We start from the raw sequence: 15,268 nt of genomic DNA, 5'->3' as shown, positions 1-15,268 counted from the left end.
GAACTCGTCGCCGCCGATGCGCGCCACCGTGTCCACCGGGCGCAGCGCCAGCTGCAGCCGCTCGGCCACCGCTTGCAGCAGCCGGTCGCCGCCCTTGTGGCCCAGGCGGCTGTTGGTGAACTTGAAGCGGTCCAGGTCGATCGACACCACCCACAGCGCATGCCCCTTGCGCTCGGAGTGGGTGATGGTCTGGCGCAGCCGGTCCAGCAGCAGCACGCGGTTGGGCAGCCCGGTCAGCGCGTCGTGCGTGGACTGGTGGTGCAGCTCCGTCTCGTAAGCCTTGATGGCGGTGATGTCGTGCATGAAGGAGACGAAATGCGTCACCTCGCCGTGCTCGTCGCGCACCGGCGAAACGTAGACATCGTTCCAGAACATGGTGCCGTCCTTACGGTAGTGGCGCAGCACGGCGTGCCCCTCGCGCTGCTCGCGCGCGGCCGCCACCAGTTCGCTCACGCCCGGCTGGTCGAGGTCATCGCGCGCCAGCAGGCGCGTGCTGCGCCCGACCAGCTCCGCGCTGCTGTAGCCGGTCAGCCGCTCGAACGCGGGATTGACGTAGGCCATGGCGTAGCCCGGCGGGCCGTCCGTGATGATGATGGCGTTCACGTTGGATTCGATGGCGCGCTCGCGCAGCCGCATGGCGCGGTTGACGTCCTTCAGTTCGGCGGTGCGCTGGTCCACGCGGCGCTGCACATCGCGGTTGCGGCTGGCCAGCGTGTGCACGTAGGCCGCGCCCAGCACGCTGACCAGGGCGCCCAGCGCCAGCGTGAACAGGGATGCCAGGTGGTCGCTGACGTACACCGCGTCCGGCTGGCTGGCCGTCATCAGCCAGGTCTTGCCGGCCACGTCGAAGGGCTGCTCCATGCGCGCCGGTTCGCCACGGTACAGCCAGCGCGGCAGCGTGGCCTGCGCCGGCGGCGGCAGCTGCGCCTCGAACACCAGCGCCTGCGGGTCCTGCGTCGGGCTGGCGTACACCTTCAGGTTCAGCCCCATGCTGGCGCGCACGCCGGCGGCGGCGTAAATCTTCTCTATCATCGGGCCGGGACGCATCACCATCGCCGTCTCGCCTTCCAGCGCGGCGCGGCGCGCGGCCGGATCGGCCGGTTCCGCGCCGAAGCGGTACACCGGCATCGACACCACCACGCCCAGCCGCGGCTCCGGACCTTGCGCCAGCGGCACCAGCTTGCCGGCGGTGGGCAGGCCGGTGTCGTAGGACTGCTGGCGCGCGCCGCCGTCCAGCGCCGGCCAGGCCGTGTCCAGGCCGAGCGCGGCCTCGTTGCCGGCCAGCGGCTCGATAAAGTCGATCACGCGGTAACTGGCGCGCTCTCCGGCGGGCACCGGCCGGCCGTCGCGCATTTCAGTCAGCGCGGTGCCCGGAATCACGGCCGCCAGCTCGGCTTCCAGCGCGGCGCGCTCGGCGTGGCTGATCAGGCGCAGATGGCTGATGCCCTGCACATAGGGCGCGCGCTCGAGGATGGGACGGGTGAACAGGCGGAATTCGGTGCGCGTGACTTCCTGGTGGCTGGCGAACAGCTGGTTGACCGAGTTGAGGCCGGCCAGCGCGTTGCCCACGCCCTGTTGCAGGACGAACAGCCGCGCGTGCGCGCGCTGCATGAAAGCGAGCGACACCTTGTCCCGCTCCAGCCTGCTGACACCGGCCGACAGCAGCACCGTGCAGCCCAGGCCGCACAGCAGCGCCAGCGCCATGGGGCGGTAGTTCGTCAAGCGGCCCGGCAGCGGCTGCGAAGTGGCGGAAATCGGAGTGGGGGAAGCACTAATCGGATTCACCCGTCGTGGATGCTGGTAAAACCACAAGATTAGCATGGATGGCGCTGGCGCGGCGGCATCAGATCGTGCCGCTGGGCATATAATGGCGTCACCGTGTACATTCGGGAACAACCCGGCTTGTCAACTATGGCTTCTTACTTCGTACGCTGGACCTTCGCACGCTCGATCGCCTGCCTGGGCGCTGTGCTGGCACTGGCCTTGCTGTGGCCGGCCGGTCCCGCCCGCGCCAACACCGCCGTGCTGTTCAACGGCGGGCTGGTGGTGGGCTGCAGCTACGCGCCGGCCACCACCACCTATACCTGCGCGCCGTTCTCGTCCACCCAGGACGTCACCATCGCCAGCGGCTACAAGGTGGTGCTGACGGGGCCGATGGACTTCGATTACAACCAGCAGCTCAACATGAGCGGCACGGCCCAGCTGCAGGTGGCGGGCAACCTCGATATCGGCGGCGTCAAGACCAGCAACCTGAATATCACCGGCGGCTCGCTGATCTCCAGCGGCGAGTTCAGGATGGGCGCCCAGGTGCAAACCATCGTGGCCAACATCAGCGCCGCCAGCATGAAGATCGGCACCGGCTCGGACACCAAGGTAACCGGCACGCTGACGGCCACCGGCCAGATCGACATCGCCTCGCACGCCACCATCATCGGCGCCATCAGCGGCGGCAAGGTCACCACCGGCTCCCCGGTTTCGCTGACGGGCGACGTGACGGCCAGCGTGTCGTTCAACCTGTCCTCGGGCAGCACGCTGACCGGCGACCTGGTGTCGCCGGTGGTGTCGCTGGACGCGTCGCCGTCCCGCGTCAACGGCAACGTCACCGCCAGCACCTCGCTCACCATCGCGTCGGCCAGCAGCGTAAACGGCAACGTGGTGGCCGGCGCGGTGGTGTTGCAATCGTCCGAGGCTTACATCACCGGCACCGCGCTGGTCGATACGCTGAAGCTGAACTGGCATGGCCGCGTGTACCAGGCCGTCACCTGCCGCAACGGCACCAGCGCCAGCCCGTGCAATTGCGTGGACGACGACAGCGGCTACGCCAACACCAGCTACAAGACCGTCTGCACGCCGCCGGGCGGCAACACGGTGCACCACTACCAGATCACCCACGACGGCCAGGGGCTGACCTGCCAGCCGGAGAGCGTCACGGTGAAAGCCTGCGCCAACGCCGCCTGCACTTCGCTGTACACCGGCGCAGCGCAAGTGACGCTGTCGCCCAACACGGTGGAATCGCCGGCCCCCGCGTTCAGCCTGGCCAGCGGCACCGCCAGCGCCTATGTGCGCAAGACTACCGAGGGCGACGTTGCGCTCGCTGTCACAGCCGCCACCCCTGCAGCGGCGACAGCCACCACTTGCTCCGCCCCGTCCGGCGCATCGTGCACCATGAAATTCGCCGACGCCGGCTTTCAGGTATTCGCCGATCCGCGGCTGGCAGGCGTGGCCGACAGTTTCAGGATCGAGGCCCTGAAAAAGAACGAGCTGGCGCCCGCCAGCTGCATACCGCTGATCGCCAACAGCACCAGGCCCGTGGTGATGCGCTGCGCCTACAAGGACCCGGCCGCCAACAGCAATACGCTAAGCCGCAACGTCAACCTGACCAACGGCAGCGGCGCCAGTGCCGCGCTGGTGTGCGGCAGCGGCGACTTCACCGCGGCCCAGGGGGTCAGCCTGCCGCTGGCGTTCGACGCCAGCGGCAGGGCCTCGGGCACGCTGGCCTACGACGACGTGGGCGCACTGGCCCTGTCGGCCGAATACACCGCCAGCGGCGCCAACTTCGTTACCGCGGACGGGAAAAGCGCCGCCTTCGTCGTGGCGCCGCACCACTACGGCATCGACAACGCAAGCGCAGCGGGCGTGGCAAATCCAGGCGCCACCAGCGCCGCCGGTCCGGTGTTCGCCAAGGCCAGTGCCCTGTTCACGGTGCGGGTAACGGCGCTGAGCAAGAACAATGTCATCAGCGCCAATTTCGGCAAAGAGAGTTCGCCCGGCCGCTTCAGGCTGACGCACCAGCTGGTCGATCCGGCGCCTGCGAGCGGCTACAAGGGCACGCTGTCGGTGCCAAATGAGCTGGCCTTCGGAGCCGCCATCAATGCCGGCGCCAATGGCGGCTCCCCGGGGCGTTTCCTGATTGGCGGGCTGGCATGGAACGAGGTGGGCATCATCTCGCTGACCGCCTTTACGGAACAGGTGGGGCTGTACGCATCGGTCGACAAAGACAAGCTTGAAGAAGGCAGCCTGGCCACCCTCCCCAACTACAATATCGGCCGCTTCACTCCGGACCATTTCGACACCGCCCTCACCGCTCCGGACGCGGCACCCGTCATGCTCTGCCCTGCGGGCGTGTTCCCCGTCACCTGCGCCGCCAACCGCTTTGTCTACTCGGCGCAACCGTTCGGCCTGACCGTCAATGCCATGAGCGGCGGCGCTGCGCCCACGCTGACCCAGAACTACGCGGGCAGCTACGCGCGGCCGATCGCCATCACCGCCTGGAACGCGGCGGGCGCCACCGGCGCGGCCAACGACAATCCGGAGTTCCGGCCGGTGGACAATGCGGCCACCAGCATCAGCGGTGCCGGTGGCCCGTCCGTGGAGAGGCAGTTCGCCTTCGCCGCAGGCCTTGGCCAGGGCGACATCAAGTACGCCTTCAGCGCAAGCGCCTCTCCCGGCGTGCAGCTGAACACCATCTCCCGGCCAACGAATGTATTCTTCCGCGCAACCGACGCCGACAACGTGAGTTCGCAGCGCAGCGGCGCGGTGGAAGCCGGCGTCGCCGTGGTGGCCGGCCGCCTGCAAGTGGCGCACAGCTACGGCTCGGAACTGCTCCGGCGCCAGGTGAACGTGGAAGCGCAGTATTGGACCGGCAGCCAGTTCCTGCACAATAAAGTGGATGTCACCCAGGGCGCCACCGCACTGGGAGGCCTCAACGTGCTTAAATTTAGCGGCTGCACCAAAAACCTGGCCGCCGGCACAGCCTGCTATGCCGGCCTGGCGGCGGCCGACCCGGCGGCCAAGCTGAACTTCGTGGGCGGCCGCTCCTCGCTGCGCGTCGCCGCACCCGGCGCCGGCCGCAACGGCACAGCGAACCTGAGCGTGGATGCCGTCCCCTGGCTGCCCAGCACCAGCGGCGTCCTCACTTACGGCGTGTACCGTTCGCCGGTGATTTACCTGCGCGAACTGCATTGAGCCTGCGCGGCTACCGCAGTGCCGGAACTGCGGTAGCATGGCCGTTTTTCCCACCAACGATAAAGGAGCGGGCATGAACAGCAGTTCCCAGTGGATAGAGATACAGGGCGATGGCGGCGTGTTCGGCGCCTACCTGGCGCTGCCGCGCAACCCGGCCGCCAGCGGCGGCGCGCCCGGCATCGTGCTGCTGCAGGAGATTTTCGGCGTCAATGAACACATACGCGGCGTAGCCGAGCAGTACGCGGCCGACGGCTACGTGGTGCTGGCGCCGGACCTGTTCTGGCGCCAGGGCGCGCGCATCGAACTGGGCTACGGGGAGGCCGACTGGCAGCGCGCCGTGCAGCTCAAGCAGGCCAGCAGCGTCGCCCAGGCCCAGGCCGATATCCGCGCCGCCGCGCAAGCGCTGCGCGCCCTGCCCGGCGTGGGCGCCAGGATCGCCTCGCTCGGCTTTTGCTACGGCGGCTTGCTGTCCTACCACGCGGCCGCCAATGGCGACGTGGACGCGGCCGTGGCCTACTACGGCGGCGGCATCCAGAATGCGCTCGAGCGCGCCGGCGACATCCATGTGCCGCTGATGATGCACTTCGGCGCCCGCGACAGCCACATTCCGCTGGACGCGGTAAAGAAAATCGCCGAGCGCTTCGACGACCGCGACAACGTGGAAGTGCACGTCTACACCGAAGCCGAACACGGCTTCAACTGCGGCCACCGCGCCAGCTACCGCCAGCAGCCGGCCGCCCTGGCGCACGGCCACACGCTGGTGTTCCTCAGCGAAACCATCTGAGCCGCCGTCCGCAGCGCGTCTCTCCCCAATGGCGCATAGTATGCCGCCGCGCGCGGCGGCATACTGCAGGCTACCGCTAAAGTCCGCAGGAGAACCGCATGAGTACCCAAGCCAGCCATCCCACGCCCGACACCGACCCAGTCCTGATCCTCATCAACGGCTGTTTCCACACGGTCGATAAATCCCAGCCGCAAGCGAGCGCGGTCGCCATCCAGGGCGGCAAATTTCTCGCCGTGGGCGACGCCGACGAGGTGATGCGCCACCACACGCCCACCAGCCAGGTGATCGACCTGAACGGACGCAGCGTGGTGCCCGGCCTGAACGACTCGCACCTGCACCTGATCCGTGGCGGCCTGAACTACAACCTGGAACTGCGCTGGGAAGGCGTGCCCTCGCTGGCCGACGCGCTGCGCATGCTCAAGGAGCAGGCCCTGCGCACGCCCAGCCCGCAATGGGTGCGCGTGGTGGGCGGCTGGAATGAATTCCAGTTCGCCGAGAAGCGCATGCCGACCCTGGACGAGATCAACGCCGCCGCGCCGGACACGCCGGTGTTCGTGCTGCACCTGTACGACCGCGCGCTGCTCAACCGCGCCGCGCTGCGCGTGGTGGGCTACGACAAGGACACGCCCAATCCGCCCGGCGGCGAGATCCAGCGCGACGCGTCCGGCAACCCGACCGGCATGCTGATCGCCCGTCCCAACGCCATGATCCTGTACGCCACGCTGGCCAAGGGCCCCAAGCTGCCGCTGGACCTGCAGGTCAATTCCACGCGCCAGTTCATGCGCGAACTGAACCGCCTGGGCGTGACCTCCGCCATCGACGCCGGCGGCGGCTTCCAGAACTACCCGGAAGACTACTCGGTGGTGGACCAGCTGGCGCGCGACGACCAGCTCACCATCCGCATCGCCTACAACCTGTTTACGCAAAACAAGGGCAAGGAGCTGGAAGACTTCGAGAAATGGACCGGCATGGTCACGCCGGGCCAGGGCACGGACTTCTACCGCCACAACGGCGCCGGCGAAATGCTGGTGTTCTCGGCGGCCGACTTCGAGGACTTCCTGGAGCCGCGTCCGGACCTGAATCCGGACATGGAAGCGGAGCTGGAAAAGGTGGTGCGCCACCTGGTCAGCAAGCGCTGGCCGTTCCGCCTGCACGCCACCTACGACGAATCGATCTCGCGCATGCTGGACGTGTTTGAGAAAGTGAACCGCGACATCCCCTTCGGCGACCTGCACTGGATGTTCGACCACGCCGAGACCATCAGCCCGCGCAACATCGAGCGCGTCAAGGCGCTCAACGGCGGCATCGCCATCCAGCACCGCATGGCCTTCCAGGGCGAGTACTTCGTGGAGCGCTACGGCACGGAAGCGGCCAAGGCCACGCCGCCCGTCAAGCGCATGCTGGAGAACGGCGTGCCGGTGGGCGCCGGCACCGACGCCACCCGCGTGGCCAGCTACAACCCGTGGACCGCGCTGTACTGGCTGGTGTCCGGCCGCACCGTGGGCGGCATGCGCCTGTACGACGCCGGCGCCAAGCTCTCGCGCGACACCGCCATCGAACTGTGGACCGCCGGCAGCGCCTGGTTCTCCAATGAACAGGGCAAGAAGGGCCGCATCCAGGAAGGCATGCTGGCCGACCTGGCGGTGCTGTCGGCCGACTTCTTCACGGTGGACGAGGACGCCATCAAATCGATCGAATCGGTGCTGACCATCGTCGGCGGCAAGGTGGTCCACGGCCAGGCCGAGTTCACGCCGCTGGCGCCGCCGGCCATCCCGGTGCTGCCGGACTGGTCGCCAGTGGCCAGCACGCCGGGACACTGGCGCCGGGCCGCGCCCGCGCCGCAGGCAGCCGCCGCGCTGCCGCACCAGTGCCAGGGGCCGTGCGGCGTGCACGCGCACGCGCACGACCGCGCGCGCCGCTCGTCGGTGCCGGTATCGGACTTCAGCGGCTTCTGGGGCGCGCTGGGCTGCAGCTGCTTCGCGTTCTGACGGGGGCGGCCATGAACTACACGAAAATCGGGCTGGGCCTGGTGCTGTCCTTTGTGGTGGGCGCCGGCTGCAAGCTGTTCGGCATTCCGGCCGCGTCGCCGCCGGTGCTCAGCGGCGCGCTGCTGGTGTTCGCCATGAGCAGCGGCTACTGGCTGGTGGACCGCTACCTGGCCGGCAGCCAGGCCCGCCAGCCGGCGCAGAACAAGCAGCACTGCGGCGGCCACGCGCTGGAGCGCGGCCAGGAGGAGGCGAACCAATGAGCCCGCTCTTCATAGGCGCCCTGCTGGGGCTGGCCGTTGGCGGCGTATGCCGCTGGTTCGACATCCCCTCCCCGTCGCCGCCGACGCCGGTCGGCGCGCTGCTGGTGGTGGCCATGACGGCCGGCTATGTCGCCGCCGGCATGATGTAGAGGCAGCTCAACACTCCCTGAGCATGGTGCGCAGGCTGGCGCCGCTGGCCGGGCACGCCGCCGTTTCGGCAGCGCCGGCAGGCCGGCGGCCGACCCCAGCTACGCTGCCAGGGTGCCGGCATCCTTCACCATGGTCTGCCCTTGCGGGCAGCCCCATGGTGACACAGAACGGTCTTGCTTACATATTGGAATCCACCGCGCCACCCGGCCTGTCGTAGCGCGGCGCCGCCTCGCCGCCCGGCGCCCGGCGCAGCCGGCGCAGCTGCAGCGTGGCGCCGATCAGGAACACCAAGAACAAAATGCCGGCGGCCACTTTCAGCCATTCGGCTTCCGGGCTGTCGGCCAGCGGCTTGCCCACCGGCAAGCGCACCGCCGTTTCCGTCATGGCCGGAATCATGTGGAAAAAGAAGGTCAGCGAGTAGCTGACCGTCATCACGGCGGCGGACCGGGCGCCGAACAGGCTGCCGCGCGCGGCCAGCCAGGCCAGGCCCAGCACCAGCAAAGTCAGCACGCCCAGCGCGTGGGGCTTGCCGAAACCGCCGCGCTCGACGATGCCGAAGCCGGTTAAACAGGTGAGCACGGTGGTCCAGATGTAAACCTGGCCCAGCAGGTTGGCGGGGGTGATGCCTTTGTCGCGCCAGAAGGCGATCAGGCCGGCCGCGACTGCGACTAGGCTGATGGCAGTGTGGACGGCGCCCAGCGGTGTAAGTCCAAGCATGATGTCGGTCCTTAGCAAAATGGTGGGGGTGCGCAGCGAGCGCGCTGCCAAGCCATGCTAGTCCTGTTGCGCTGCGCCGTCTTATGGCAAAAGGCAGGGATGGGCTGACGCTGCGCTAACATCATGCAATGTCCTTACGGAAGCTCCTATTCCTCGCGGCATTGCTGCCGCCGCCGACCGCCGCCGGCCCCTTGCGCGTGGGCGGCTTCGTGGTGGCGCCCATCATCACGGGCGCGCCGGGCGCGCCATCGAGCGCCTGAAAAACGGCGCCATCGACATCCTGCTGGTGACCAGCGAACGCTATGACCACCTGCCGGAGGTGGCAATGTTCAACTGGTCCTATCTGCGCACGCAGCCGCACCTGGCCGTGCGCCGGGATGCGCCGCTGAACGGAGTGCAGTCGCTGCAGCAGCTGGCCGGCATGGAGCTCGGCTGGGTGGGCGGCACCACGGTGCCGGCGCCGCTGCAGGGCGTATTCGGCGCGGGCCGACGCGGCTGCCATCGCGCGCTTCAACAAGGCAGCCAGCGCCGCCTTTGCCGGCCAGCAGTTCAAGTCCTATCTCGAGCAGTACATGCGCAAAATGGGCCCGCATTGACGCGCCACAAAGGCAGCGCCGGTACCGCCTGAAGCGGCGCCGTGCTGCGCGCCGCCGGCCGCGCCGGCCCGCTACAATGGCTGCCACGGATATGGAGGCTGCCATGCGATCGACTGCGCTGAGAATGCTGGTTCTGTCCTTGGCCCTGGCGGGCCTGGCCGCGTGTGGCGGCGGCGGCGGCGGCGGCAGCGTCAGCGCGCCGCTGGTGCCGGCGCCGCCCCCGGTCACCGCGCCTCCCGTGACGCCGCCGCCCACGCCGCCGGCCACCGTGCAGCTGGCCTTGCAGAGCGTGGCCAGCGGGCTGGCGCAGCCGCTGTACCTGACCGCGCCGGCCGGCGACAACCGCCTGTTCGTGGTCGAACGCCCGGGCCGCATCCGCATTATCGCCAACGGTACGCTGCTGGCCACGCCCTTCCTCGACATCAGCAGCCGCACCAGCACCACCGGCGAGCGCGGCCTGCTGTCGATGGCGTTCCACCCGCAATACGCGCAGAACGGCAGCTTCTTCCTCTATTACACCGACCTCAACGGCGACATTGCCGTGGACCGCATGAAGGTGTCGGCCAGCAACGCCAACCTGGCCGATCCCGCCACGGCGGGCCGCGTCATCACCATCCCGCACCGCGAATTCAGCAACCACAACGGCGGCCAGCTGGCCTTCGGGCCGGACGGCTACCTGTACATCGGCACCGGCGACGGCGGCGGCGGTGGCGATCCGCAGCGCAATGCCCAGAACCTCGGCTCGCTGCTGGGCAAGCTGCTGCGGCTGGACGTGGGCATCATCGTGCCCGGCCAGACTTACGGCATCCCGTCCGGCAACCCCTACGCGGGCCAGGCGGGACGGCGCGGCGAAATCTGGGCTGCCGGGCTGCGCAACCCGTGGCGCTTCTCGTTCGACCGCGCCGACGGCCTGCTGTACATCGCCGACGTGGGCCAGGAACAGCGCGAGGAAGTGAACGCGGTGGCGGCCACGCAGGGCGGCCAGAACTACGGCTGGAACATCATGGAAGGCACGGCCTGCTACAACGCCGCCAGCTGCGACCGGGCCGGCCTGACCCTGCCGGTATTTGAATACCTGCACGGCGCCAGCGACGTGAACGGCTGCTCGATCACCGGCGGCTATGTGTACCGGGGCGCGGCCATCCCCGAACTGGCGGGCACCTATTTCTATTCGGACTACTGCAAGGGTTACCTGAAAAGCTTGGTCTACCGCAACGGCACGGTCAGCGCGGCGCAGGAATGGGCGGTGGACAATCCAGGCAATGTGCTGTCGTTCGGACAGGACGCGCAGGGCGAGCTGTACGTGCTGGCCGGCGGCGGCCAGGTATACCGCATCGTCCGCCGCTGAGGCGGCGCGAGGTAAAATGGCGGGGATTGCAACCCGCCCTCCCGCTCATTTCGCTTATTTCGCCATGGCCCGCCTGAAACTTGAATTCCCGGAAGACCAGTTTTACTTTTCCACCCAGCTGACCGTACGCGTCACCGACATCAACGGCGCCAACCATCTGGGCAACGATTCGATGATCTCCATGATCTCGGAGGCACGCGCGCGCTTCCTGTACGAGTTCGGCGTGCGCGAGACGGAGGGCGACGGCAACGGCATCATCGTCACCGACCTGGCCACCACCTACAAGGCCGAAGCCCATGCGCGCGACCATTTGCTGTTCGAGGTGGGCGTGATGGACTTCAATAAATACGGCGGCGACATTACCTTCCGCATCACGCGCCCGCTGGACCAGGCGCTGGTGGCGATGGCCAAGTCGGGTTTCGTCTTCTTTAACTACAAGAGCAGCCAGGTGGTGCCGATGCCGGAGGACTTCCTGGCGAAGTTCCCCCGGGTAAACTGGCTGGACTAAGCATTGCAGGCTCAGCCGCGCGCGCCGCGCACCTTCACGCCGAAGGTCTTGCTGAACCAGTCGTCCAGCATCTGCTTTTCATAGCGCAGCGGCTCGTTGGCGGTGGCCATGCGGGCGCGGTCCATATAGTTCATGTCGGACAGCTTGGCGTCGCCGCTGCGCAGCACCTTGCCGCCCTCTTCCAGCGTGTAGCGCAGTTCCATGCGCGGCCAGTCGGCCATGCCGCGCATGACGCGGATTTCATTGGCGCCGCGGCGGCTCATGTCGATGCGGCCGGCCAGGTCCAGGTCGGTCACTTCCACCTTCAGTTCCTGCCCGGCGGGCAGCAGCTTGCCCAGCTCGGCGAAGTGCGCGCTCAGGTCTTCCAGCACGCGCTCGCGGTCGATCGGCGAGAACGGCATGTCCGGGAACTTCTCGGGTTCGACATAGGTGACGGTGGCGCCGGCCAGGGCGCCGCCGCTGGCCAGCGCGGCCAGGGCCGCCAGCACGGCGGCGGCGGTATAACGGAATGCACGCATGATGATTCCTTTCACATAGAGCATAGCGGATCGTTTCAATATACTCCGTTTGCGCCGCCTTGCCCCGCCTTGAAATGATTTCTTACGATTAATACAAAAGGCCGGCGCCATCGCTGGCGCCGGCCTTTTTTACGGCCAGTTAGCGCTTAGCTGCCGATGCGGCCGCCGTCATTTTTGGTGATGACGATGGTGGCCGAACGCGGACGCTTGCCGGCGCCGTAGCCGGCGCTGGCCGGCCACTGGCTGGTGTACTTGCTCGGGTCGGCCAGGTTGGCCTGGCTGGTGCCTTCGCCCGGATGCTGGATGTTGACGAACAGCGCCTTGCCGTCCGGCGTTTCGCAGATGCCGGTCAGTTCGCAGTCGACCGGGCCGACCAGGAAGCGCTTCAGCGTGTCGGCGGTGGCCGCCTTGCCGACGTAGGTGTCCACGGCCAGCGTGCCGCCGCCGGTGGTCGGGTAGCTCAGCGTGACTTTCTTGCCGTCGCCCACCTGGCCCGGCAGGCCGGCCAGCATCATGCAGTTGGTCACGTCGGTATAGGCGCCGTCGTCGGTCTGGATCCAGCAGATGCCGGTGGACGGGCTGAAGGCCAGGCCGTCCGGGCTGGAGAAGTCCTGGTCCGAAGTCAGGCTCGACAGGTTGACCTTGCCCGCGTCGGCGCCGCTTTCGGCGCCGAACAGGTACACGTCCCAGGTGAAGCTCAGCGCGGTGGAGCCGGCCAGCGCTTCCTTCACGCGCAGGATGTGGCCGTTCGGGTTGCCGTTCTGCGACGCAGTGCCCTTCATGTCGGTGTAGGCGCGTGGATTGGCGCTGTCCGGCGCCAGCGCCGACGAACCGGTCGGGTTGACGTTACGGTTGCTGTTGTTGGTCAGCGAGAAGTACACCTCGCCGTTGGCCGGGTTGACCGAGCACCATTCAGGACGGTCCATCTTGGTGGCGCCGACCGCGTCGCCAGCCAGGCGGGCGTTGATCAGTACGTCGGCCTGGTCGGCGAACTTGTAGCCGGCGTAGGCGGCGATGGCCGGGTTGCTGATGGACAGCTCGATCCAGCTGCCGGAACCGTCGGCGGCGAACTTGGCCACGTACAGCTTGCCCGAATCGAGGTATTTGTCGCCGGTGGCCAGCATGTCGGCCGGGTTGGCGTCGGCCGCGCTCCAGACGGCGCTGGAGACGAACTTGAAGATGTACTCGTTGCGCGAGTCGTCGCCCATGTAGACTGCCAGCGGCTGGCCGGCCACCACTTTGCCGAAGGCGGCGCTTTCATGCGCGTAGCGGCCCAGCGCGGTGCGCTTCCTGACGGCCTTGGCCTTGTTGTACGGATCGGCTTCGACAATGTAGCCCATGCCGTTCATTTCATTGCGGTAGTCGTCGCTGCCGTCGGCGGACGCGCCCAGCTTGCTGTTGTTCCAGCGCGCGTACTTGTCGTCGGCGCCGCCGGTTTCCCAGGCGTGGCGCGAAGCGGCGCCCTGGCTGCGGCCGTAGCGGTTCAGCGAGGCCACGCTCTTGTCGTTGCCGCGCGCGGCATTGTCGGCCGCGCCGCGCACGAAGTAGCCGGACCAGTTTTCTTCACCGGACACGAAGCTGCCCCATGGGGTCTTGCCGGTGCCGCAGTTGTTCAGCGTGCCGCGCGTCTTGGTGGCGTCCTTGGAGTACTTGGTCACCAGCAGCGCGTTGCCGCGCGCCGGGCCGGAAATCTCGCATTCGGTCAGGCAGGTGACGCGGCGGTTGAAGGCCGAATCCTTGACGTATTCCCACTTGCCGCCGGTCTTGCGCACTTCGACCATGGACAGGCCGTGCAGCGCGGTTTCGCGGTCCACTTCGGCGGCCGGGCGCGGCAGCGTGTTGGTGCCGCCGTTGGCGTGGATGAAAAAGGACGACAGCTGCTGGTTGGTGGTCGCCTCGTGGTTGACGGCCAGGATGCCGCGCTCGACGGCGCTGGCGGACGGCTTGCCGTCGGCGCTCAGGCCGAAGAATTCCATGCCGTCGTGGTGGTCGCCGGCGCGGTTTTCGAAGTCGGCGTCGGTGCCGTCGTTCTTGAAGGCGGTGGCGCTGGCGGTCAGCGGATCGCCCAGCGCGTACAGCACGCTGGCGGTGTAGCCAACCGGCACGGTGACGACGTCGGCCAGGCTCTTGGCCACGGCGGTGAAGCCGAGCAGCTTTTCAGCCGGCGGCGGCGGGATCACCGGATCGGGCACGGTGGGCGAGACGATGTTGTCGCTGCCGCAGGCGCTCAAGCCCATGGAACCGAGCACCACCGTGGCGGCGCTGGCGGCGCCGCCGCGCAGCAGGCTGCGGCGGCTGATACGCTGCTCCAGCACGGTGCTGAAATGTTCGTTCGGGGTATCGTTGTAGCCAATGTCGTCTGGATCGATGGAAGCTGGCACGCGGTCTTTGCTGTTCATGGTTCTTGTCTTTTAGAGTGGAGGGGCTGCGACGCCGGCCATTCTATGCAAGGAAAATGACAACATTGTGACTTGCATGGTGCGTCAGCGCACGGCGGACGCGGCGGGACTTCACGCACACTGGGCCATCGCATGCGGGAGGCGCCATGCCCGAAGGTCCATCCATCGTCATCCTGAGGGAAGAAGCGGCCGCTTTCAGCGGCCGCAGCATCGCCGCCGCCGGCGGCAACAGCAAGGCGGTCGACTACGCCCGCCTGGTCGGCCAGCCCGTGCTGGCCCTGCACAGCTGGGGCAAGCACTTCCTGATCGAATTGCCGGAGCTGGTGCTGAGGATCCATTTCCTGCTGTTCGGCAGCTACCGCATCAATGCGCGCAAGGACGCGATGCCGCGCCTGAGCCTGCAATTCCAGGGCGGCGGCGAGTTCAACTTCTACGCGTGCTCGGTGCAGCAGCTCGAGACTGGACGGGAGGGCGGCCTGGACGCGCTGTACGACTGGCGCGCCGACGTCATGTCGGACCGGTGGCAGCCGGCCCTGGCGCTGAAAAAGCTGCGCGCCGCGCCCGCCATGCTGGCCTGCGACGCCTTGCTGGACCAGAATATTTTCTCCGGCGTGGGGAATATCATCAAAAACGAAGTACTGTTTCGTGTGCGCATACACCCGCTGTCCGAGGTGGGCGCGCTGCCGCCGGCAAAGCTGCGTGCGCTCGTCAAACAGGCGCGGGAGTACAGTTTCGAATTCAAGGCCTGGAAGCAAGCCTGTGAACTGAAAAAGCACTGGCTGGTGCATACGAAAAAGAGGTGTCCCAAGTGCAAGAACCCTTTGACAAAGGGGCATCTGGGGCGCACCAGGCGGCGCAGCTTCTATTGCGAACGTTGTCAAAAAGTGTATAAAAATTTGCCGCAGTTGCTCGATTGTTGTTAAGCTTACGTGTAATTTTTATTGCCTGTTGTTAATCCACTGGCTGTGGGACTACAATCAAAAGAGTGCGCCTAAAAATTGCGCATACAAGTGTCTTTTTGCGGAAATACGCCTT

The 15,268-nt window shown here is 67.3% G+C and carries 14 protein-coding genes; 10 read left to right on the top strand and 4 right to left on the bottom strand.

The features are described 5' to 3' along the window. On the bottom strand, positions 1-1,722 hold a 1,722-nt coding region (locus AC6H42_RS09370), incomplete at its 3' end, for a CHASE domain-containing protein (protein WP_497547894.1). Positions 1,723-1,911: 189 nt separating this feature from the next. Between AC6H42_RS09370 and AC6H42_RS09365 the strand changes: the two genes are divergently transcribed. From AC6H42_RS09365 to AC6H42_RS09345, 5 genes are all read left to right on the top strand, one after another. Continuing rightward, positions 1,912-4,965, top strand: coding sequence for a DUF8613 domain-containing protein (locus AC6H42_RS09365; RefSeq protein ID WP_497547893.1), 3,054 nt, complete (start codon positions 1,912-1,914; stop codon positions 4,963-4,965). 73 nt (positions 4,966-5,038) lie between these two features. Continuing rightward, positions 5,039-5,749 (top strand): dienelactone hydrolase family protein, encoded by a 711-nt coding sequence (locus AC6H42_RS09360; protein ID WP_057158197.1) that lies wholly within the window; start codon positions 5,039-5,041, stop codon positions 5,747-5,749. A gap of 98 nt (positions 5,750-5,847) precedes the next feature. Beyond that, positions 5,848-7,737 carry an amidohydrolase gene (locus AC6H42_RS09355; RefSeq protein ID WP_057158198.1) on the top strand — a complete coding sequence of 630 codons (1,890 nt, stop codon included), beginning with the start codon at positions 5,848-5,850 and terminating at the stop codon, positions 7,735-7,737. Between the two features lie 11 nt (positions 7,738-7,748). Beyond that, positions 7,749-7,997, top strand: coding sequence for a DUF1427 family protein (locus AC6H42_RS09350; protein WP_057158199.1), 249 nt, complete (start codon positions 7,749-7,751; stop codon positions 7,995-7,997). Then, positions 7,994-8,146: a DUF1427 family protein gene (locus AC6H42_RS09345; protein ID WP_057158200.1), complete on the top strand. Its 153-nt coding sequence runs from the start codon at positions 7,994-7,996 to the stop codon at positions 8,144-8,146. The genes AC6H42_RS09350 and AC6H42_RS09345 overlap by 4 nt, the downstream gene beginning before the upstream one ends. Positions 8,147-8,324: 178 nt before the next feature. Here the strand turns inward: AC6H42_RS09345 and AC6H42_RS09340 are convergent, their stop codons facing one another. Beyond that, the gene (locus AC6H42_RS09340; RefSeq protein WP_497547892.1) at positions 8,325-8,864 is read right to left on the bottom strand and encodes a DUF2306 domain-containing protein; all 540 of its coding nucleotides are present in this window, start codon (positions 8,862-8,864) and stop codon (positions 8,325-8,327) included. A gap of 128 nt (positions 8,865-8,992) precedes the next feature. Between AC6H42_RS09340 and AC6H42_RS09335 the strand changes: the two genes are divergently transcribed. From AC6H42_RS09335 to AC6H42_RS09320, 4 genes are all read left to right on the top strand, one after another. Further along, complete coding sequence (locus tag AC6H42_RS09335) at positions 8,993-9,124, top strand: hypothetical protein (protein ID WP_497547891.1); 132 nt, start codon at positions 8,993-8,995, stop codon at positions 9,122-9,124. A 26-nt stretch (positions 9,125-9,150) separates the two neighbouring features. Next, positions 9,151-9,492, top strand: a complete 342-nt coding sequence (locus tag AC6H42_RS09330) for a hypothetical protein (protein ID WP_497547890.1) — start codon at positions 9,151-9,153, stop codon at positions 9,490-9,492. A gap of 71 nt (positions 9,493-9,563) precedes the next feature. Beyond that, a complete protein-coding gene (locus AC6H42_RS09325; RefSeq protein ID WP_497547889.1) occupies positions 9,564-10,808 on the top strand; it encodes a PQQ-dependent sugar dehydrogenase in 1,245 nt (414 codons plus the stop codon). 64 nt (positions 10,809-10,872) lie between these two features. Beyond that, the gene (locus tag AC6H42_RS09320) at positions 10,873-11,316 is read left to right on the top strand and encodes a thioesterase family protein (RefSeq protein WP_057158204.1); all 444 of its coding nucleotides are present in this window, start codon (positions 10,873-10,875) and stop codon (positions 11,314-11,316) included. A gap of 11 nt (positions 11,317-11,327) precedes the next feature. On the opposite strand, the gene AC6H42_RS09315 is transcribed toward AC6H42_RS09320, so the two are convergent. Beyond that, positions 11,328-11,834: a DUF3016 domain-containing protein gene (locus AC6H42_RS09315; RefSeq protein WP_057158365.1), complete on the bottom strand. Its 507-nt coding sequence runs from the start codon at positions 11,832-11,834 to the stop codon at positions 11,328-11,330. Positions 11,835-11,980: 146 nt separating this feature from the next. Continuing rightward, positions 11,981-14,233 carry a PhoX family protein gene (locus AC6H42_RS09310; protein WP_057158205.1) on the bottom strand — a complete coding sequence of 751 codons (2,253 nt, stop codon included), beginning with the start codon at positions 14,231-14,233 and terminating at the stop codon, positions 11,981-11,983. A gap of 146 nt (positions 14,234-14,379) precedes the next feature. Between AC6H42_RS09310 and AC6H42_RS09305 the strand changes: the two genes are divergently transcribed. After that, positions 14,380-15,156, top strand: a complete 777-nt coding sequence (locus AC6H42_RS09305) for a DNA-formamidopyrimidine glycosylase family protein (protein ID WP_497547888.1) — start codon at positions 14,380-14,382, stop codon at positions 15,154-15,156. Positions 15,157-15,268: the final 112 nt, after the last annotated feature.

The sequence above is a fragment of the Massilia sp. NBRC 108631 genome, from assembly GCF_059704565.1.
The sequence above is the reverse complement of the archived record's forward strand: the minus strand, read 5'-3'. Positions and strand labels throughout refer to the sequence as shown.

Bases quoted from the DNA above. Each gene is read 5' to 3' on its own strand.
- AC6H42_RS09365 (WP_497547893.1), top strand. From the start codon at position 1,912: ATGGCTTCTTACTTCGTACGCTGGACCTTCGCACGCTCGATCGCCTGC.
- AC6H42_RS09360 (WP_057158197.1), top strand. From the start codon at position 5,039: ATGAACAGCAGTTCCCAGTGGATAGAGATACAGGGCGATGGCGGCGTG.
- AC6H42_RS09355 (WP_057158198.1), top strand. From the start codon at position 5,848: ATGAGTACCCAAGCCAGCCATCCCACGCCCGACACCGACCCAGTCCTG.
- AC6H42_RS09350 (WP_057158199.1), top strand. From the start codon at position 7,749: ATGAACTACACGAAAATCGGGCTGGGCCTGGTGCTGTCCTTTGTGGTG.
- AC6H42_RS09345 (WP_057158200.1), top strand. From the start codon at position 7,994: ATGAGCCCGCTCTTCATAGGCGCCCTGCTGGGGCTGGCCGTTGGCGGC.
- AC6H42_RS09340 (WP_497547892.1), bottom strand. From the start codon at position 8,864: ATGCTTGGACTTACACCGCTGGGCGCCGTCCACACTGCCATCAGCCTA.
- AC6H42_RS09335 (WP_497547891.1), top strand. From the start codon at position 8,993: ATGTCCTTACGGAAGCTCCTATTCCTCGCGGCATTGCTGCCGCCGCCG.
- AC6H42_RS09325 (WP_497547889.1), top strand. From the start codon at position 9,564: ATGCGATCGACTGCGCTGAGAATGCTGGTTCTGTCCTTGGCCCTGGCG.
- AC6H42_RS09320 (WP_057158204.1), top strand. From the start codon at position 10,873: ATGGCCCGCCTGAAACTTGAATTCCCGGAAGACCAGTTTTACTTTTCC.
- AC6H42_RS09315 (WP_057158365.1), bottom strand. From the start codon at position 11,834: ATGCGTGCATTCCGTTATACCGCCGCCGCCGTGCTGGCGGCCCTGGCC.
- AC6H42_RS09310 (WP_057158205.1), bottom strand. From the start codon at position 14,233: ATGAACAGCAAAGACCGCGTGCCAGCTTCCATCGATCCAGACGACATT.
- AC6H42_RS09305 (WP_497547888.1), top strand. From the start codon at position 14,380: ATGCCCGAAGGTCCATCCATCGTCATCCTGAGGGAAGAAGCGGCCGCT.